Genomic DNA, 19478 nt, shown 5'->3' with positions numbered 1-19478 from the left:
ATTCAATAGCAATTTTGAATTGGAACCACCTGAGCCAATCGAGAATATATTTAAACTGGAGTGTGAAAAAAAGCTGGAGTGATAAGTTTATGACTTTAAGTGTATGTAAATACAAGGATGAATTGCCGTTGAGAACCATAACTAAGATACGAAATATATTGACGGACTTAAATATTCTTGCAGTTGAAACTGGATGGAAGAACTCTGCGGATGGGTTTTACTCAGTCACTGTTACGATTAGGAACACTAACCTTGCTACAAACGGAAAGGGAACCACATACGAGTATGCTTTAGCAAGTGCCTACGCCGAACTTATGGAAAGACTTCAAAACCAGGCCTTCTTTCGGCTTAATTATGATTTAAAAGAAGATGCTCTCGGGTATCAGGGGTTTTACTATGCTCCTGATGAGCAACGCATTGGTAGGGAAGAGTTTCTTAACAGTAATGAGGAGTGGTCCAGCATCCAAATTAATAAAACACCTAGGGACTTTGATGTTCAAGAATTGCTCAAAAAGTGGCAGCAAGTTTCTTACGAGAAGGTTCCAGCAGACTTTATTGCTTTACCATATCTTAATATCAATAGTGGACATATATCCCACATACCGATAAAGATGGTTTCCAAAATGTATATGTCTAATGGAATGTGCGCTGGTAATACAACCGAAGAGGCGTTGGTTCAGGGACTCTCGGAGGTGCTAGAACGCTACGTCAACATGCGTATATTAGTTGACGAAATTACTCCACCTGACATTCCGGTAGAATATTTAAAACAACATCCTATCATTTATCGAATGATTCAGCAAATTGAACAAAGCGGGAATTTTGAAGTAATCATGAAAGACTGCTCCCTCGGGCAAGGACTTCCCGTAGTAGGGGTAATTTTTATCAACAAAGATGATCAAAGTTATTTTGTTAAGTTTGGTTCTCACCCGATCTTTGCCATTGCGGCTGAAAGAACTTTAACAGAACTATTACAGGGGCAGGAAGTTCGAGATATGATGGGTGTGAAAGAGTTTGTCTACAGGAGTCCGGTAGATGAAGATCATGAAAATGTACTTGGTATTTTAGTAAATGGATCGGGATACTATCCATCACGATTTTTTGCTTCAAAATATAGTTATGATTTTACCGAATTTCCTAGTATAGAAGCAAATAGCAATAGACAATTGCTTGAATATCTGTTTAGTTTAATCAAGGGAAATGGCTATCAAATTTTTGTCCGTGATAATTCCTTTTTGGGTTTTCCTAGTTTTCATATCATAGTCCCTGGTATGAGTGAAATTGAACAGTTTTTTGATATAAAGCCGATAGATGAATACTCGCAATACAACAAAGTAAAAGAGTATATTAGAAATTTACCAGAAATAACCATTGAGAAGACTGATGAAATTATCAAGTTTTTTGGCGAAATTCCTTATCATAATGGAAGTTCAATTGCTAATATATTGAATCTGACAATCAAGAAACCTCTCCCTTGGTACTATGTGAGAATAGACTTGTTTCTGAGCGCACTCCATTATTGGAAAGGTGATTTTGCTAATGCTTATTATGCGTTTGAGAGGTTTTTAGATTTTTCAAGGCGCATGCAGCCGGGAGTGTTTGATCGGGGTTTATTTAATTTTTATAAGTGTGTACGAGACTATTTTGGAGCCCGTGCCGATGAAATGGAGGAAGGCGATATTGTCAGTCTTCTAAGTGAGTTTTATCCTATTCCTATGGTTCAAGGGGTTATTAACGAATTTGGAAGTGCGGACCGATTTTTCAATGTATTTGGGTATCTTCAGTGCTGGCAGTGCGAAAAATGTGACTATAGCGAGGGTTGTTCGTATATTGAGCACGAAAAGGTATACAAAACGCTTAAGGAAAAATACGCTGAAAAACTGATAGAGCAGGCCACATTATCAAGACTAGCATTGCCATAATTCTTTATAAAGAAAACACGGCTTGCGCCGAGCCTTTGGCGACAGCGGAAGCCGATGTTGCCCTTATCCAGGAGAAAGTTATACTTTCTATCAGGACAAGGAAAATAAGCCCGTAGGTGATCTGGATACCCACGATCACCTACGGGCTTATTAACAAGCTAACCTATCGCTGGTAGTTTATCTGGCCATGCAGTTCATGCAACTCATTGCTTTCATGCACTTCATGCACTTCATAGATTGCATGCAGTCCATGGATTTACAAGAGTCCATAGATTTGCAGGAGTCCATATAGTCCATGGACTTACAAGAGTCCATGGATTTGCAGGAATCCATGCAGGACATGGACTTACAGGAGTCCATAGATTTACAGGAATCCATGCAGGACATAGACTTTTTGTGGCTCATAAAATACGCCTCCTATTAATAGTGGGGTGCCTAGTAACATAATATGATATATAGTATCAAATGTTACTTAGACCCGGGATATTATAAGGAGTTAAGCAAATGATAGGGTCGACTGGTTTATTACAGCACGTACATAATCCGATAGACTGGTATCCGTGAGGCGAAGCTGCGTTTGTTTCCTGAAAATTACCTGCTTGGTAGGGAGCTGCAAAAAAGAAAATATGTAGCCGGAACGACTTCTGTGATACATTTTTTAGTCATCATTACACAAGCTATCTTCTGGAGGTGTATCATGAATACTAATGAGCTATTTCATCAACTTCAACTTCAAATCTGGAATATAACCTGGACCCGCTATATTAATGAAGAGCTTTTTTCAAATCAATGGTGGGGGATGCTTATCCTGTTATCGATTTTATATGCAGTATGGATAAAGCTACTGGATAAAAGCAGAACATTTGAAATTCTTTTGTTTGGCTCCTTTGTAGCTGTACAGGCAGTGCTTGTAGATATCGTAGGTTTTTCTATGGGTCTTTGGCAACACAACATAAGGTTAATCCCAATTGTCCCGGGAGTATTCCCCATAGATTTTACAGTCGTTCCGATTCTACTCATGTTTGCCCATCAGTATGGGTCTTCCTGGACAAGATATCTTACCTGGTCAGCTTTAGCTTCCATCTTATTTAGTTCTGGGATATCACCTGCCTTTCAACTCTTTGGAATAAAAGCGTACTATAACTGGAATTTCATTTATTTTTTCTTTCTTATGATGGTTGTGGCTATTATATCGAGGGCAGTTATTCAAATGATTGCGAAAGTCGTTCAAATAAACTCGACCAATTTTTCATCTTCAAAAGGGTTTTCTCTTTCGCCTCAGCCAGCAGCCAAACGTTTATCTTATGTAGAAGAAACTGAAAAAGATACTCAGGAATAATTAGTAAGCTTTACTCTTTTCGTATTAATTGGTAATAGTGATTATAATAATATCAATTTTAGTAACAATATTGTTTTTAGGCGCTTCGGGTTTTGGGTAATTATAGAATGTAAGTAAAATAGACATTAGGCAAATTTCTTACCTAATGTCTATTTTTTATAGCGTGGCATGTTATGGAAGTGGACTTAATATGGGGGGGCGCATCTCTCATAAGAAAAGATAACAGGCTGATTGCAAAAAAAAGATAGCATGGTATAATTATATTGAATAAAATTTCAATCAATAAAAGAGGGGGAGTGGTACTTTGACGAGGAATAAAGAACTAAATCAAAAGATTAAGGAAGAACGCAGACAACAGATACTGTCAAATGCACTAATGCTCTTTGCCCAAAGGGGTCTGGCGGCTACTAAGATAATTGATATAGCTTCAGCTTCAGATATATCCCAGGGGCTTATGTACCACTATTACAAGTCTAAGGAAGAGATTTTTATTGAATTGATTCGAATTGCCTTTGATAGAATGAATGAAGCGTGCCGCTGGCTAGTAAGCCAACCCTTATCACCAAGGGAAAAGATTAAGTTTGCAATTGAAGAACTACTAAAACTTCTGGAACAGAACGAAGATGCTTCACGGTATCATTTGCTTATCGCGCAGGCTACCGCATCAGATGCTATTCCTGAGGAAGCTAAAAATATAATAAAAAAAGAAAACACATTTCCCTATGAAGCAATTGCCAGTATTATTGCTGAGGGACAAAAAAACGGTTCAATTAAGATGTATGATACTAAGGAATTAGCTATGGTATTCTGGACGTCAATAAATGGCTTAGCCATATATAAGGCGGTCCATGGAAAGAAATTTAAGGCTCCTGATGCTAATATACTTGCAAGCATGTTTTTTAAGGAATAACACCGTCAAGAATTGATAAAATTGGAGGGATAACAATGCCCAGTTTGCGGGGACGCTTAATCAAATTTTTATTACAAAACCGTCATTTTTTTAGCTTAAAATTTAAAAAGGAAATTATCGATTGGAGTCAGTATGAAGCGATACTCAGTTTTCGTAAACAGGTTGAAGAAGGGGCCGGAAGATTTGGCAAGATGCCGAAAGAAATCCAAGTATCACCTGTTTATATAGATAGTCTCTATGCCGAATGGATTTTACCGGCTGGAGCAACAAAAGATAAAATAATACTATACTTTCATGGCGGCGGATATGTGTGTGGTTCGTGCCATGCGCACCGAGCGATTACGGCTAAGTTTGTTAAAGGCAGCCAAGTTGGTGCACTGCTCTTTGAGTATCGATTGGCTCCAGAGCATCCTTATCCTGCAGCCATAGAAGACTCATTAAAAGTATTTCGTTGGTTGTTGGATCAGGGGGTTGAGCCTTCTAATATAGTATTTGTGGGAGACTCCGGCGGAGGAGGTTTATGTTTAGGCACTTTACTTGCACTTCGCGATCAAGGTACTCCTCTTCCTGCTGCGGCAGTGGCTTACTCTCCGATTACAGATTTGAAGTGTGCTGGTGAATCCCATCGAACTAAAGCTAAGGTATGTCTATCTCCAGAAGGGATGGCAAACGCTGTGGCAAAGCATTATGCAGGGGATAAGGGTTATGAATTACCATATGCATCACCTCTTTACGCGGAACTTCAAGGGCTGCCACCTCTGCTTATTTATGCCGGTGAAGATGAAATCCTTCGCGACGACTCAACTCAGTTTGCGGCAAAAGCGAAAAATGCAGGTGTTGACGTCACTTTAAGGGTTGGGGAGGGTATGTTCCATTGTTATCCCGCGACGGCTCCCCTTTTTCCGGAGGCTACACAAGCAATGCATGAAATTTGTGCTTTTGTCAAAATGCACCTTGGCAAGTAATTATAAAGGTTTAGCATTTTAACCTTTATGCAAGCATGTAGCTTAATATAGCATTGATATGTATCTGTGTCGTGTCCAAAACCAAGGCATCTAAATCATTTTCCTGAATTATAAGCGGCAGTTCGGTGCATCCGAGAATCAGTGCATCTGCATTTTTCTCAGAAATCATTCGATTTGCGATCTGCAGCACTGTTTTTTTATCTTCCGGTAAAACGATGCCCTCCTGCAAATTCGGGAAAATAATATTATGGATTGCCTTTTGCTCATCTTCCGTGGGGACAAATGCATCGATACCATATTTCGCAAACGCATTTGAATATAGCCCGCTGCTCATCGTAAAAGCTGTACCGAATATCACGACGCTTTTGCAATTCTTTGATTGTGCGTATTTGCACGTTTCATCGACGATGCTTATAAGGGGCAAAGGGGATTGGCTATTAACTTCACCAAATACGATATGAGCAGTATTGGCCGCCATGACCGCAAACTCAGCCCCACCAGCCGCCAGGTTTTTTATTGAGGTGACCAATCGATTAGTAAACTCATCCCATTGCTTGTTTGATACACAGGAATACATTTCGGCGAGATTTAAGCTGTCGATGATCATTTGGGGATAGTTATCGCCAGCTGTCCTCACCCGATAACCATCGATGATCCCTTTGTAGTAATCCAGCGTGGATGCAGGGCCAATCCCACCTACCAGTCCAACTTTTTTCATTATAAGCACCTCCAGCAAATATTAGTTTGTTTTTCAACCCTTGATTTGATTATACCACGATACGGGTTATAGCCACTATTATGCTTATATAGATACATCCTTTGAGAGATTATTAAAGAGTTTTCTGAGCATAAAAGAATAATTCGGTTGAGGTTGTTCCATCTGGTTCAGGATAATCCTTTAGCTGACAATAGATTAGGGAGGTAAGATTCAGAATGAAGATCGATGTTGCGTTTTTGCCTAAAGATGTAAATAAACCTGATATTTCAGACACTATTTGTATTATACTGGACATATTCCGTGCAACAACTAGTATAGTGACTGCTATGGCTAATGGCTGTAAAACCATTATTCCAGTTTCAAATATTGACGAGGCTTATAGTGTGGCTCGCCAAATGGAATCTGCTCTATTTGCGGGTGAGCGGCAGTCAATAAGGATCGAGGGATTTGATTTTGGGAACTCACCCTTCGAGTTCTCTACAGATAAGGTGAAGGATCAAACGATTATTATGACTACTACCAATGGAACAATTGCAATTACATCGACAGAAGAGGCTTATCTTACATTGATAGGCTCATTTATAAATGCTAAAGCAGTTTGCCATCAGGCTAATGAATATGGGAAAGATATTATGATTGTTTGCGCCGGAACTGATCAGCTTTTTTCACTAGAGGACGCTCTCTGCGCAGGACTATTAATTAGCATCTTAAATGAGGAAGCGGACTTGATAATGACAGATTCGGCTCAGGGGGCCTGGATGATGTATAATGGAGCGAAAAAATCTATAGTGGAGATTGCTAGTAACAGTAGAAATGGTAAACGACTATACGATATAGGCAATAAAACCGACATCGAATATTGCCTACAATCAAATATTGTAAATGTCGTACCTCGGTATAGCGAGGGAAGGATTACATTGGCAGCGAAAGAGTAAGATTAGATTCGAAGATATAAGGTATGAGTATTGGTTCACATTTCACTCAATAACGAGAAGGCCAAGAATCTCAATATAAAAAGAAGAATGTGCATATGTCAATGTAGATAACTCTCCGAGTCATGGCGTGAAATAAAGGGGGGCGTTTATACATGGATTTGATATATAAACAAGTGAACACTGAACAGGAATTGATTGAAAGCATAAATATCATCCGAGAATCTTTTCTTACGGTAGCGGGAGAATTTAATCTTACAAGCGAGAATGCTCCCACCAATCCAGCATTTATTGAAATAAGACATTTGCAAAAAATGCGTGAAAAAGGAATTGTAATGCTTGGGGTGTTTTGTAAAACGGTACAGATTGGTTTTGTTGCCATTGAAAAACATAAAGATAACGGTTTTTATATGGAACGATTGGCAGTATTGCCTAAATATAGGCATAAAGGATGTGGCCGGCAGATTGTTGAGTATGTGACAGATTACGTTGCTGACCAGGGGGGCGATACCGTTTTAATTGGTGTTATTGATAATCATGAGATATTAAAGGCATGGTATCGGAAATTGGGATTTACGCAGTCTAATGTTAAACATTTTACCCATCTTCCTTTTCCTGTGTGCTATATGGAAAAAAGATTGCATATTTCGTCGGTTTAAAAATAGAGCAGGACCCGCCTAAGCTCTTCGCTTTAAGCGGGTCCTGCTCTATTTTGAGACTGTATAGCATTGGACGCGACAAATCCAATGTTTTCTGGCATCTGTGTCACTATCTTAGAGGCAGATTCCACTACATATCGCTGTTGTCTACCTTGCGCTACTCAATAATGGACAGGGCTACTTGATTGGCTGCTTGAGTTGACTGTTCAGAGCTAGCATTGAGTTGTTCCGAAGACGCTGCAACCATAATGTATGAAATCAGATTACGATTTATAGACAGGTGGATCATGAAGCCACCCGCGTTTATCCATAAGCTTTTTTAGTGTTGCTCCGAAAATTGTTTTTTTAGCGATAATTTTGAAAAAGATTAATCCTACATCAGCACGAATAGACTCTGTAAGTCCTCTTGAAGCATAATTAATTCCAAGAAGAAGATTAAAAGACATTAGATTGGCAATTTCTTCATCATTTAATTTTGCTCCCTCAGGGATAAGTTGAAAATCTACAACTGGTTTTGGTGGCGTCCCTTTGGGTAAGGGCACCCTTTCTGCTAGCAGAAACTCTTGTATCTCCTTAGCAATTGGCTGATGAACGCTAGCCTTTGCATCCCAGAGCTTTTCTTTAAGCTCCTGGTCTTGAGCTAGATTGTAAGCTATTTCTTCATTGCGCATCGTCGTCTCACTTATAGCAAGAAAAAACCATAAATTCGTGGCTTCCATAATATTTAATGGTCTTTTTTCGCCATCTAAAAATGGTTCAAACGCATCATGAATTACCTCAAAGATATTCATAACAATCAACTGCCTTCCAACAATATCAACTGCATCTAGTATATCCCAAATTTTGGCTATTAATGCACTTCATTGTCGAAGGTATTATTTGCGTAAAAAAAACCCTTTTCCAAGAATAAAATGAGACAATAAATAATGACAGGCTTTAAAAAAGAGAAAGGAAGTAGGTTACATGACTCAGATTAGTAATACTCTATCTACCGGAAGTACAACCGCTTCTATGTATACTTCTTATGCTCAGAAATCAAAAACGCAAAAAGAAGAGGATGCACAGTCGCAACAGACTAATTCAACAACCAGCTCAATCAATATTACATCGACAGCCACACCCCAATTAATTACTGACCAAGCTGCTTCAGACACTGAAAAAACTGGTATTTCCGCAGCATATTCGGTTGAAATCAGTCAGGAAGGTTCTCGCTTGAATGCACTCAATTCTTCAACAAATGCTAAGCAATCATCGGCTGACATATCTTCTGCCAGCTCCCCAGACACTGCAGCCTTAGCAACCTCCTCTCTTAGTGAGACTGCTAAAATGTCCAGTACAACTGCTCCTAGCGGCGCTGCTCCCAGTGGTGACGCAAGCAGTGATGATTCTGATTCCACCTCTAGTGATAGTCTCTCACAATACAGCGAATCTCAGTTAAAAGAGATGCTGAGTAACGGTGAAATCACGCAGAGTGAATACTCTGCAGAAATCAGCAAACGTGAACAAGAAGAACAAGAAACCGAGAATGCTAACTCTACTAACACCGCAATTGATATTGCAAAATAGCTTAATGACGATGAAGAATGAAATCTAAATAATATTGGGTAGAGCAGAAAAGCATGAACCTCCATTGTCAGGAAAAAAACTTGATGATGGGGGTTTACATTTATGGAATGAAAAGGAAAGTAAAGTAGTAAAACCCACGCATATAGTGCGTGGGTTTACCTGGTTATGAGTTCTTTTGATTGTTCTTCGAATTACACTATGCAATTTAGTTTTTCTTTTTGCCCGGAAACTTTAAGCCACTAGTTAAAGTAATAAATAATATCATTAAAGCAAACGGGTTTTTCCGAGGTATTTCGATAAGTGTGTGCTTTATTAGCAGCAAAAGCTAGTGCATCGCCTTTTGCTAGCTTGTATACGGTTTCCGCTATCACCAGTTCCATTTCTCCTTCTGTTATGATTATATATTCCTCGACGCCGTCATTGTGAGGGGTGGAAATATGATCACAGCCAGGTTGTAGATAAATAGTAAATATTTCAAATCTTCTTTTGTCATCGTAGGGAAACAATGGATATGCAGCCATTTTATTTTTGTATTCATATAGAGGGTGAACTTCTTTGAATGGGATGTAGCGTATTTCATCATCATTCGCTTCGATAAAATAGGAAAACGATACATTCAGACCAGAGGCAATTTTCCACAATATTGCTACAGACGGATTGGAGAGACCCCGTTCAATCTGCCCTAGCATCGGTTTGCTTACACCGGTTAACTCAGAAACTTTATCTAAACTAAGGTTTTTCTTTTTTCTGATATCATATAGATTTTTACCTATAATAACCGACAAGTTCTCCATCTTAGCCTCCATTAATACTATTGTATGTTATAACATACAATAGTATAATATAAAATATACATTATAGCATACATTTGTATTATATCATATGTAAAGCGTTAGGGGGCAGTTGGGTGAGCTATAACTTAAGCAAAAGCGCACAGAAAGTACAGGATTTACTCGATGAGTTTGGCGTCAAACTTCACGTTAGGGAAATGTCCGAATCAACCCGAACATCGCAAGAAGCTGCTGATGCTATAGGCTGTGAAGTCGGCCAAATTGCAAAATCGCTGGTATTTAAAACTAAAGCTGCCAGTAAACCGGTATTGATAGTGGCAAGTGGAATCAACCAGGTTAACGAAAAAATAGTGGCTAAGCATCTTGGCGAAAAATTGGAAAAGGCTGACGCGAAGTTTGTACTTGAAAACACGGGATTTGCTATAGGCGGGATATCACCAATCCGGAGAGATAACTACTTTGCTGTATATATGGATGAAGACCTAATGAAATATGAAGAAGTTTGGGCAGCAGCAGGTACACCACATGCCGTATTTAAACTGACCCCAGATGTCTTGCGGGATATATCTGGAGCAATTATTATACCCGTTAAGTAACGGATTGCTTCAAAAACCTAGCCGATCCCAAAACAATGTGTATATCTTTGATACGTTATTTTTTACAAGCATGCCGGCAGGATTGTCTAAAGAATTTGCAGAATCGTGGTTTAAGGCAAACATTCGAATGTAAGCTTTTTGGGGGTAAAGATATGGCAGATTGAATACAATCCATTGACTTTGGATATAATTTTACTGGAGTGCGCAACTCCCTAGGCCGGAGCGACTGTATAAAGCAGAGCTCTGGCTTTTTAAGTTTATTCCCATTCCCATAAGCTGCCTTCCCTAGGCTGGCGGTGGCTCAATCGGTCGCACGTTTATTATGGTTTTCAATGCTTATCTCTATCTCTCAGAATTTAAATCATTGTTCACGCAAACAATAAGTAATGGGAGGTGATACTGTGGTTAAGAATAATTCGAATGACTCTCAGGCGCAAAAACGCGCAAAAGAACAAAACCAGAACCTCAAAAATAAGGATATTAGCGGCGATAAGCATCTCACAGGTCCCAATCACCCATCAACCTGAGGGCACATAGGCTGCTCTTACTTCCGCTTTCGCCAAGGCTCGGCGCAAGCCGTATTTTCTTTAGAAATACTAAATTTGGGGGTGACTCACTTTGGAAGAAACCATTTTTAGTGGTAGCAAGTTGTCTCGCGAAATTTCACTTAAGCGGGGATCAGCAGATACACCTCAAGATGACAAAAGAGTAAAACGAGATATCCGAGTAGCTAGAACTAAATAGTCTTTTTTCCTCTAACGTATATAAGCCGTACTTGGGAAATACTAACTTTCAGGAGGTGTTTTTTTGAAAAGCTCTGGTAGTTACGGTGAAAAGCTTGGATATACATTGCCTAATAACGAAAAGACTGAAGCTAAATATACTACTGGCCAAACCGGAGTTCAGGAAAACTCTGATGCACCACCTGAGACGAAAGAACAGCACACAATAGAAGCACCAAAGGTTTCTACTCTACATTATTGAGTCGGCAATTATGCCGGCTTTTTTTTATCCTGACAGAAAGTATAACTTTCTCTGGATAAGAGCAACAGCGGCTTATTGATTTACAATTGTCAGCAATTTGCTTAAACTGCTTCTTTATATATCATCATACCAATTAGTCTCATGGCTTAAACACCAAGCAAAATGTAGATGACATATCTTTTTTGCTTAATGGGCAGATTTGTATTGAGTTTGTGAACTTCTTACAGTACGCTATAATAGCAAGTAATGTAGTATGTTAACAATAAGTATGCTTAAATGAAATGAGGATGATATGTGGAACTGTTTGCAATACTATTAAGTCTGATCTTACTAATGTTCTTTGCCTTCCGCGGTTACTCCATTATCTTGTTCGCCCCATTGTTCGCCATTTTGGCGGCAGCGGCCAGTAATTTTAGTCTGATGCCGGTCTATACTGAAATCTTTATGACTAAGGCGGCCGAGTACTTTAAAATGTATTTTTCAATTTTCTTACTGGGGGCCGTTTTCGCTAAAGTTATGGAAGACGGCGGGATGGCTCGGGCAATTGCTGGAGCTATAGCCAGTACACTGGGTAAAGAGCATGCTATACTCGCGGTAATACTAGGGTGTGCCTCCCTCACTTACGGCGGTATCAGCGTATTTGTCGTTGTTTTTGTAATGTATCCATTTGCGGCTGCCCTGTACCGGGAGGCGAATATTCCTAAACGTTTCATACCTGCTGCTTTATGGCTGGGAACATTCACCTTCAGTATGGGTGCTTTTCCGGGTTCGCCCCAGATTCAAAACATCATACCAACAGCATTTTTTGGTACTAGCACCTGGGCTGCTCCCTTACTTGGCATGAGTAGTGGGTTCGCTGTTTTCTTGCTGGGTTGGGCTTGGCTTGTATACAGACAGCGCCAAGCTAAGGAACTGGATGAGGGGTATGGGGCACATACAGTAAACGAGCCGGAGGACAAAACGGAGCGCCAATTGCCGGGCCAGATGCTTGCATTTCTCCCTCTTATCGTAGTTCTCCTGACTAACCTATATCTTAGTAATCCCTTCAAATGGTCTTGGGCTTATCAATGGAACGAAGAAATCCTGTTACCCTTCAAAGTTTTGAAACTGTCACTTTTGAGCACAAGTGTAGACAAAGTACGAGCAATCTGGTCGCTGAATATTGCCTTGATTCTAGGCATCCTTCTAGCAATATTCATTGGGCGTGAGCAGCTTTGCAGAACAGCTGGGATTGCATCTTCACTCAATAGCGGAGCAAACAGCTCCCTTGTAGCAGTCCTTAATACGGCTTCAGGTTATGGTTACGGCAGCGTGGTAGCCAGTTTGGCAGGCTTCCAGGTAATAAAATCCTTCTTGATGGATATAAAAATTGGGGCAGGCCCCCTGGTCTCAGAAGCCATTACTGTCAATATTATGGCGGCAATTACCGGCTCGGCGTCAGGAGGAATGACAATAGCACTTGGTATGCTTGCTGCTGACTACTTAACCTGGGCACAGGCGGCCAACATCTCACCCGATGTTCTGCACCGTTTTGCCGCGCTGGCTTCCGGCGGGCTGGACTCCATGCCTCACAACGGTGGTCTTATTACAGTGATGGCAGTATGCGGCTTAACCCATAAGCAATCATACTACGATCTTTTTGTAATTACAGTTATAAAGACATTACTGGTATTTATATTTATTGCGCTGTACATATAAACAAGGAAAAACGAGCCGGAAAGTAATTCTTCGAACAACAGTAAAGTAAATACTGCAGCAGGAAAAATAAGTAAAATATCGAACTAGAGCCATAGCTAATATTACGATAGCTATGGCTCTAGAATTTATATAAAACAAGTCGATTGAAGGTGGACGCTATTTGTATTACATACCGGATGAAATTTATAAATATTCTGGGGAGGTTAGTCGGACTAGGTGTAAATGCCATTCGTTTTAAAAAAGTAAGCTACTGTGAAATTGAAATGCTCCGAGAACAATATTCCTTATGGCCTCATGTTCAAGCCTTCGGGATGAACGGATCCGATTAAGGTAGCCGTAAAGATAGAGTTTAAGTAAATCCTTCGGATGATAGGGTAGGCGTCCTAGGCTTGGGCAGACCGATCTCTGAAATTTCAGTTCCTCCATGTCCAGTTGATTCACATATTTGTAGATTCGTGTTAATAAGAGGGGCGGTTTTCACACAGTTTGCCGTCTGTGAGTTTCTATAAAGTTATTGAAAATGATTATCATTAGTGTTAAAATGTAAATGTCATCACAACAATGTTTGTAAGCTCAGCTCAGGCGGTTACTTGTGTTTTTCATAAAATAATATGAGGAAGTGTTCAACAATGTGTACTTCATGTAATGCAACGTTCACAATATTTTCTGTTGAAATCGTTACAAAAGAGCCAGTTAGTACAAATACGGAATTGTATAAAGAAATGGCTCACAGATTGTTTCAAAACAAAGTAATTTCAAATATTAACGTTAGTAAAAATCAAGCCTATACTGTTAATGACAGACAAATATTTGGGTTCGATCTCCATTTGGCTAATACAAATGACCCTCTTACGGTAACTCTCGCTAATGTTGAGAACGCGCTGAATGGGATTCTGGACAAATTTGAAGACTATTATGAGCTGAAGATAGAACTTAAATAAATTGTTTAACAGCTAAGCATCCTACGGGGTGCTTTTTATAATTTCTTAAATAGGAAAGCCGTTCATGACAGTGATGCTATGTTCATTAAGGTAACGAATTATTCTTTTTATCCAAGCGAGTGTGGAATTTTGTCAGTGGCACTGTTATGAATAATCTATGGTTTGAAAAATACAGCCATTCATCGAATAAAGCCAGCTAACTTAAAAGAATATACTTTCGGATAGTATCGCAAAAAGCAAATTCATTTTACTATTAAAGTGGATTTGTTTTTTTGTGGAAATGAGGTGTTTTTATAGAGAAATAACTTGAAGTGATTATTGACGCAACAGTCTGGTTGGTCACGGGCACCGTGCCAATATTCTCAATCTGGATATACTCATGTCGGGGAGGTTTTATATCCTAGCGAGAAGGGCACTATCCATGGCGTGCAGCTAAATGCCAGTCACAGATAGTCGCCCTATATGCGAAATACGCCAGCCGTGTGTGGGAAGGCGTTTCGACCCTGAAATAAAGGAAACATACCGGGAAATATGTGTGCGCCAAGCGGTCAATTTCCAGTATTGGGATATGGATGGCAATCTAGCGGTTTGGAAAGAAAAGGAACTATGCAAATTCTTTTTTGTGCATTGAAATGAGAATGGCAATTTCACCTATGTCTTTGAATAAGTAACTTCGTTCGAGAAGTATCTTTCTGAAAAAATAAAAATGGTGGGGTGCATGGAATTGAAAAAGTACATTCAGCTATGTTTGATATGTTTAGCTGTATTTTTAGGATCATGTTGCTTTTTGTCGCCTAGGGTGGAAGCAGCAGACAAGGTTGTTTGGACAACAACCAATTTGTATTATGAATTAAATAGCGATGGTAAGCCAAAAGATGTTCTTTTGAAAAAATGATTGATCCTTATAGCGATTCTAATCACAGATTTAGAGTTACTAATGCACAAACCATTTGGCCTGTTGAGGAATATGAAGTAATTCAAGGTCTTACAAAATGGAAACAAAGTGATGCGGCAGGTTGATCCGCTCTTATTAGATTTAAGTTTTCTCACGCGGCTGGACTTTTGTATACTATATTTTTTAGCTGGACTAGCAGGAATTGGTTATGGGATCAAAAAGAAAAGCAGGCTGACCGTATTGGTTGCGGTTGCAGTGAGTATTATATTTGGGCTGATGATACTTGCCAGTATTATATTGGTTTATGGAGAAATCACTAAAGTGATCCTATGTGTGGCTAATAATCTACGCCGCCTATATAGGCGGGAGTTTTGGCTCGAACAATAAGACAAATGATTACAGCAGGGGGATGGGAGAATATGATAGCCAGATTATTTATGGTGGGAATACTTGTTATAGCCTTATTGCTTTCAGGGTGTGGAAGAAGTCCCGAGGAAGCCAGAAAAGATTTATCTGATAAGAAAATACAATATACTGAACAAAGTTTTGTAAAAGCAGTTGAAGACAATGATGCCAATGTTGTTGAGTTGTTTTTAGAGGCAGGAATGAGTCCGAATATAATTACAGACAACGGGAATCCGTTGATAACTGCAGCCGCAAGTGGCAATCTGGAAATAATGAAGTTGCTGATTGAAAAAGGCGCTGATGTTAACATAAAGAGAAAAATTGTGGGCAAGGATAAGGCGGAATTGACGCCCGTGCTTGCAGTGATTTTGGGCAAAGGGAAAGGAACAGACAAGCAGGAAGCATTTAAGCTTTTACTGGATAAAGGTGCGGATTTGAATGTGCAGTTTATTTCGAAAGGCTTTGAGGCTACACCGCTGATGATGGCAGTATTGCAAAATGATACCGAAATTATCAAATTGATAGTATCCAAAAAAATAGATATAAATGCGGCAGATGCCAATACGGGACTTACGGCCTTGATGCTGGCGGTAAGCAATAACAATGTTGACGCGGTTAAAGAACTCGTAGCTAAAGGGGCAGATGTCAACCGTAAAGATAAAAAAAATGGTACGGCGCTTTCTGTTGCTAAATCAAATAATAACCCTGAAATGATTAGTGTATTGACTAATGCAGGGGCAAAATAATAGGACGCTGTATACGGGCGTAATATGTTCTTGTTTAATAAATAGGTGTGTGGTATGAGGCTTTGATTTATTGCTAATAAATCGTGGTCTGATGTCAGTACTAATTATTGGCTTAATTGGAGGCTGCAATTAGGGGGAGTATGGTAATAAAAATGGAAAGAAGAAGGTAAACAAAATTGAATGTGAAGAATTCCAATAATAAAAATTCAACTACCCCTTTTCTGTGTTATGAATAAGTTCTTACGCTAAACAAAACAGCCAGGGTAAAAATTTCATGTTGCCGATTGAGGCGGTAAAGAGTGGTGGCCAGTGAACGAAGCCGGTGGAAATAGATGCATTATTGGAATTGTCAATGCTAAAGCATTTGCCTATTATGATGGCGGAGAATATAAGATTGATTTTAAAAAGAACAAAATAGCGTGACCTTCGCCGAAGAATCACGTGTAGGGAGGCCTCGGTTTGAGGCCTCCCTTTAAATGTGGCTCGCGCATATCAAAGAAATACTCGAATCTCGGTTCCTACATATGACGCCCTATTCGCTATGGTTCAATATTACTTTCGAGTTCAATTGGGCGACAAAGCGGCATCATTGCTCGTGAGCGGCGTGGGTGGGGGAAACGAACTTTCCACCTAGGGGCCGTCTAACCCAAAATGGATGTTCACCGGGGGCGATCCTTCATATTCTACTGGACTTTTTGCGGGATGGATTTGCCATGCGAAATGATTTATCGGTAGAACCATCGATGAGTTAACCCCAATTTACTGCATACGACATTGTGACATTGTTTTATATGCTATGCAAATAAGTTTGTAATATTTTTTTATAATCAACTTCAGTTGGTGGGAGTTTGCCATTTGTAATTACAAATTTAATTTTATCATCTATACTAGGAGCTACTCCTTTTTGCTTTAATATATCTGCCAAGTGATTTATGGTTCCAACACTTCCGTCGAAAAAAACAGTTTCCTTTGTAAACGATTTTTGCAAAACCTTGTTAAATAATGGGAAATGTGTACATCCAAGAACAACAGCACCATAATCAAGTATCGCTAATGGTGCAAATTTCTTTTGCAAATACTGATATACATCTGAAGTGTCAAACTCAAACTGTTCGGCAAATTCTACCAAGCCGCCTAACGCCATTGTATCAACCATTTCTGTCGCATCAAGTCTATGAATTAATTGATGAAATTTTTCCTCCCGTAAAGTAAGACTGGTTGCCAATACCAATATCTTTTTACCTCTTTCTTTACAATAAGCAACAGCTGGTTTTACAGCAGGTTCCATTCCAATGATTGGGAAACTATAATTCTTTCGCAATTTCCCGACAGCAACACTTGTTGCCGTATTACAAGCGATCACCACGGCATCTACTTTGATTTTAGCCATATAATTCATACCGTTTTGGACGTATTGTTTTACTTCGCTTTTTGTCTTTTCCCCATAAGGCAAATGCTCAATATCTGCATAGTAAGTGTAATCAGCAAACGGTAGTATTTTTAAAGCGTGACCAAGAACAGTTAAGCCGCCAATACCAGAGTCAAAAAAGCCGATCTTCATCCTAATCCCTTCCTAGCTTCAATTATTGTATTTATATTATCATGAACAACCCGTCAAAATATAGAACTCCGATTTTAAAAAGTAGTGCCTATATAATACCATAAACTAGCAGCCGTAGGAATCTTTTAGGGGAGTTGACTGTTCTACTTCTACAACGTAGTGGGTGCTACAGGGTGTCAGAGGGAAGGGGTTATTGACAACAATGGAATGTCAATAACCCCTTCCCTCTGACACTCTTAGTGTAGCTTTACTTAAATGAGGAATTATTGGTATAATATACAAAAAAAGACAAAAAAGTAATACTAATCAATTCTGATACTACATACAATGGTAATTTGAAAATAGTAGTGCATTGCTAGATACATAGCTTATAGTTATTGACGGGAGTGGATGACTAATTAATACAATGCTTGCGATTCAGATGAATATTTTTATGATAATATTGTTGTCAAGCATTGCTGTACATGCTTGCTATAAGCTAGATCGAAAAGAGCAAGTTAACAGGTTGTTTTTAGCATTAATATTCTCAACGATATTAATATTAATATTAGAAATTTTGAGTGTATTATTAAATTCTAGTAATTACATTAGTTTTATTATTGCACATAAACTGGTTAATACATTAGGATTCACGCTGGCACCAGTGGTACCAATTTGTATAGTATTGTATGTATATAGAAGAACAAACAAATACCAAAAAATGAATATAAATCAGGTTCTCTGGTTGAGTGTGCCCTTGACTTTAAATAGCATCATATCATTGGGCAGCTATAATTTTAATTGGATATTTGGTATAACCAATGAGAATATATATATACGGGGGCCACTGTTTTTTGTTTCACCGATGACAAGTTACATTTATTACATGATAAACTTACTATTCTTATATAAAGCTCGTGAGAAACTCAATAGAGAAGAACTGCTCATACTTAGTTTGCTTACAATGCTCCCCTCTTTGCTGTCTATCTTTCAATTGTACTACTTTGTATATTTAACGATTTGGAATAGTGTAGCCATTGCTGTTGTAATTAACTATGTTTTTATTATACACAGTCAGACAAAAATCGACTCATTAACAGGATTGGGAAATCGCATAGCTTATGATGAATATCTTACAATTTTGTGTAGGAGAAGTAACATTGTTTTAGCGGTAATAAATATTGATCTGGACAACTTTAAAAGTATCAATGATGTTTTTGGGCATCATGAAGGCGATAGAGTGCTGAGGGTATTTGCTAAGCAGCTGGAAGCTGTCTTCGAAGGAAAGGGAGTTTCTATCCGTTTGGGCGGTGATGAGTTTATTGTCTTGATTAACGAAAATCAAAGAGAAATAGTAGAGAAGTATATAAAAATGCTAAATGATAACATCAATGCATATAATGCAAGCAGCAAAATGCCTTATCGTATTAAATTTAGTTATGGAATGGCGATATTTAACAATACGTATAATAGTATACATGAGCTTATTCAGCATAGTGATAAACTTATGTATGAAGAAAAGAAAAAAAGAACTGAAGAAATCTCAAAAGCCAACGTAATAGTTGAATGCTAAAAACTAATTGGGCGATAAGATCATGTGTTTCGTAGTTTATGCAATCTAGAGGACGTTTAGCTACTGGAGCAGGATTGGTTTGTTTGTCCAACTAACTTATTTGACGTAAGTGATACGGAGAAACGTCACTGGTAACTGCGAGAAGTGACCTTACGAGTGACACTGGCGTGACACAGGGACCTGATTTGTCAGGGGGAAACAAGGGGACGGTTCTGTGCGCCAAGAAGTGCACAGAGTATAGCGGGTGGGAATCCCGCCTGAGAAGGCTTAGCCAGCCACTCTGTATCTAGCCTTGGGA

Annotated in this window: 20 protein-coding genes; 15 read left to right on the top strand and 5 right to left on the bottom strand. The window is 39.0% G+C overall.

The features are described from left to right. The first annotated feature begins 62 nt into the window (after positions 1-62). The 4 genes from B9A22_RS05365 to B9A22_RS05350 all read left to right on the top strand — a co-directional run bounded on the left by B9A22_RS05365 (position 63) and on the right by B9A22_RS05350 (position 5136). Positions 63-1922 carry a YcaO-like family protein gene (locus tag B9A22_RS05365; protein WP_176215406.1) on the top strand — a complete coding sequence of 620 codons (1860 nt, stop codon included), beginning with the start codon at positions 63-65 and terminating at the stop codon, positions 1920-1922. Positions 1923-2619: 697 nt separating this feature from the next. Further along, positions 2620-3261, top strand: coding sequence for a CBO0543 family protein (locus B9A22_RS05360; protein WP_084574688.1), 642 nt, complete (start codon positions 2620-2622; stop codon positions 3259-3261). A gap of 304 nt (positions 3262-3565) precedes the next feature. After that, positions 3566-4171, top strand: coding sequence for a TetR/AcrR family transcriptional regulator (locus B9A22_RS05355; RefSeq protein ID WP_084574687.1), 606 nt, complete (start codon positions 3566-3568; stop codon positions 4169-4171). A 35-nt stretch (positions 4172-4206) separates the two neighbouring features. Next, entirely contained in the window at positions 4207-5136 is a 930-nt protein-coding gene (locus tag B9A22_RS05350) for an alpha/beta hydrolase (RefSeq protein WP_084574686.1), read from the top strand. 25 nt (positions 5137-5161) lie between these two features. On the opposite strand, the gene B9A22_RS05345 is transcribed toward B9A22_RS05350, so the two are convergent. Further along, positions 5162-5854: an aspartate/glutamate racemase family protein gene (locus B9A22_RS05345; RefSeq protein ID WP_084574685.1), complete on the bottom strand. Its 693-nt coding sequence runs from the start codon at positions 5852-5854 to the stop codon at positions 5162-5164. Between the two features lie 215 nt (positions 5855-6069). Between B9A22_RS05345 and B9A22_RS05340 the strand changes: the two genes are divergently transcribed. Together B9A22_RS05340 and B9A22_RS05335 are read left to right on the top strand one after the other, a co-directional pair. After that, positions 6070-6789 (top strand): 2-phosphosulfolactate phosphatase, encoded by a 720-nt coding sequence (locus B9A22_RS05340; protein WP_084574684.1) that lies wholly within the window; start codon positions 6070-6072, stop codon positions 6787-6789. 152 nt (positions 6790-6941) lie between these two features. After that, the gene (locus B9A22_RS05335; protein WP_084574683.1) at positions 6942-7445 is read left to right on the top strand and encodes a GNAT family N-acetyltransferase; all 504 of its coding nucleotides are present in this window, start codon (positions 6942-6944) and stop codon (positions 7443-7445) included. A gap of 263 nt (positions 7446-7708) precedes the next feature. Here B9A22_RS05335 and B9A22_RS05330 read toward each other — a convergent pair whose 3' ends face one another. Then, complete coding sequence (locus B9A22_RS05330; protein ID WP_084574682.1) at positions 7709-8236, bottom strand: DUF3231 family protein; 528 nt, start codon at positions 8234-8236, stop codon at positions 7709-7711. A 172-nt stretch (positions 8237-8408) separates the two neighbouring features. Between B9A22_RS05330 and B9A22_RS05325 the strand changes: the two genes are divergently transcribed. Continuing rightward, on the top strand, positions 8409-9011 hold the full coding sequence (locus B9A22_RS05325) for a hypothetical protein (RefSeq protein ID WP_084574681.1): 603 nt from the start codon (positions 8409-8411) through the stop codon (positions 9009-9011). Positions 9012-9250: 239 nt separating this feature from the next. Here B9A22_RS05325 and B9A22_RS05320 read toward each other — a convergent pair whose 3' ends face one another. Continuing rightward, positions 9251-9805 carry a helix-turn-helix domain-containing protein gene (locus tag B9A22_RS05320; RefSeq protein ID WP_084574680.1) on the bottom strand — a complete coding sequence of 185 codons (555 nt, stop codon included), beginning with the start codon at positions 9803-9805 and terminating at the stop codon, positions 9251-9253. A gap of 113 nt (positions 9806-9918) precedes the next feature. Here B9A22_RS05320 and B9A22_RS05315 point away from each other — a divergent pair, with 113 nt between their 5' ends. The 4 genes from B9A22_RS05315 (at position 9919) to B9A22_RS05310 (ending at position 13080) form a co-directional block, all read left to right on the top strand. Further along, positions 9919-10398: a YbaK/EbsC family protein gene (locus tag B9A22_RS05315; RefSeq protein WP_084574679.1), complete on the top strand. Its 480-nt coding sequence runs from the start codon at positions 9919-9921 to the stop codon at positions 10396-10398. 401 nt (positions 10399-10799) lie between these two features. Next, the gene (locus tag B9A22_RS26260) at positions 10800-10925 is read left to right on the top strand and encodes a hypothetical protein (RefSeq protein ID WP_281252354.1); all 126 of its coding nucleotides are present in this window, start codon (positions 10800-10802) and stop codon (positions 10923-10925) included. Positions 10926-11205: 280 nt separating this feature from the next. Next, positions 11206-11382: a hypothetical protein gene (locus tag B9A22_RS25275; protein WP_176215405.1), complete on the top strand. Its 177-nt coding sequence runs from the start codon at positions 11206-11208 to the stop codon at positions 11380-11382. A 294-nt stretch (positions 11383-11676) separates the two neighbouring features. Continuing rightward, complete coding sequence (locus B9A22_RS05310) at positions 11677-13080, top strand: GntP family permease (RefSeq protein WP_084574678.1); 1404 nt, start codon at positions 11677-11679, stop codon at positions 13078-13080. Between the two features lie 234 nt (positions 13081-13314). Here the strand turns inward: B9A22_RS05310 and B9A22_RS26540 are convergent, their stop codons facing one another. After that, positions 13315-13533 (bottom strand): transposase, encoded by a 219-nt coding sequence (locus B9A22_RS26540; protein WP_483881490.1) that lies wholly within the window; start codon positions 13531-13533, stop codon positions 13315-13317. 269 nt (positions 13534-13802) lie between these two features. Here B9A22_RS26540 and B9A22_RS05300 point away from each other — a divergent pair, with 269 nt between their 5' ends. From B9A22_RS05300 to B9A22_RS05290, 3 genes are all read left to right on the top strand, one after another. Then, a complete protein-coding gene (locus tag B9A22_RS05300; RefSeq protein ID WP_245823820.1) occupies positions 13803-14021 on the top strand; it encodes a hypothetical protein in 219 nt (72 codons plus the stop codon). 1006 nt (positions 14022-15027) lie between these two features. Beyond that, positions 15028-15303: a hypothetical protein gene (locus tag B9A22_RS05295; RefSeq protein WP_084574675.1), complete on the top strand. Its 276-nt coding sequence runs from the start codon at positions 15028-15030 to the stop codon at positions 15301-15303. Positions 15304-15335: 32 nt separating this feature from the next. Then, positions 15336-16067, top strand: coding sequence for an ankyrin repeat domain-containing protein (locus tag B9A22_RS05290; RefSeq protein WP_176215404.1), 732 nt, complete (start codon positions 15336-15338; stop codon positions 16065-16067). Positions 16068-16854: 787 nt separating this feature from the next. Here B9A22_RS05290 and murI read toward each other — a convergent pair. Next, positions 16855-17628 (bottom strand): glutamate racemase, encoded by a 774-nt coding sequence (gene murI, locus B9A22_RS05280; RefSeq protein WP_084574673.1) that lies wholly within the window; start codon positions 17626-17628, stop codon positions 16855-16857. A gap of 406 nt (positions 17629-18034) precedes the next feature. On the opposite strand from murI, the gene B9A22_RS05275 reads away from it, so the two are divergent. Then, a complete protein-coding gene (locus tag B9A22_RS05275; protein WP_245823818.1) occupies positions 18035-19180 on the top strand; it encodes a GGDEF domain-containing protein in 1146 nt (381 codons plus the stop codon). Positions 19181-19478 lie beyond the last annotated feature (298 nt).

It is taken from the genome of Sporomusa malonica (assembly GCF_900176355.1).
Lineage (GTDB): Bacteria > Bacillota > Negativicutes > Sporomusales > Sporomusaceae > Sporomusa > Sporomusa malonica.
The sequence above is the reverse complement of the archived record's forward strand: the minus strand, read 5'-3'. Positions and strand labels throughout refer to the sequence as shown.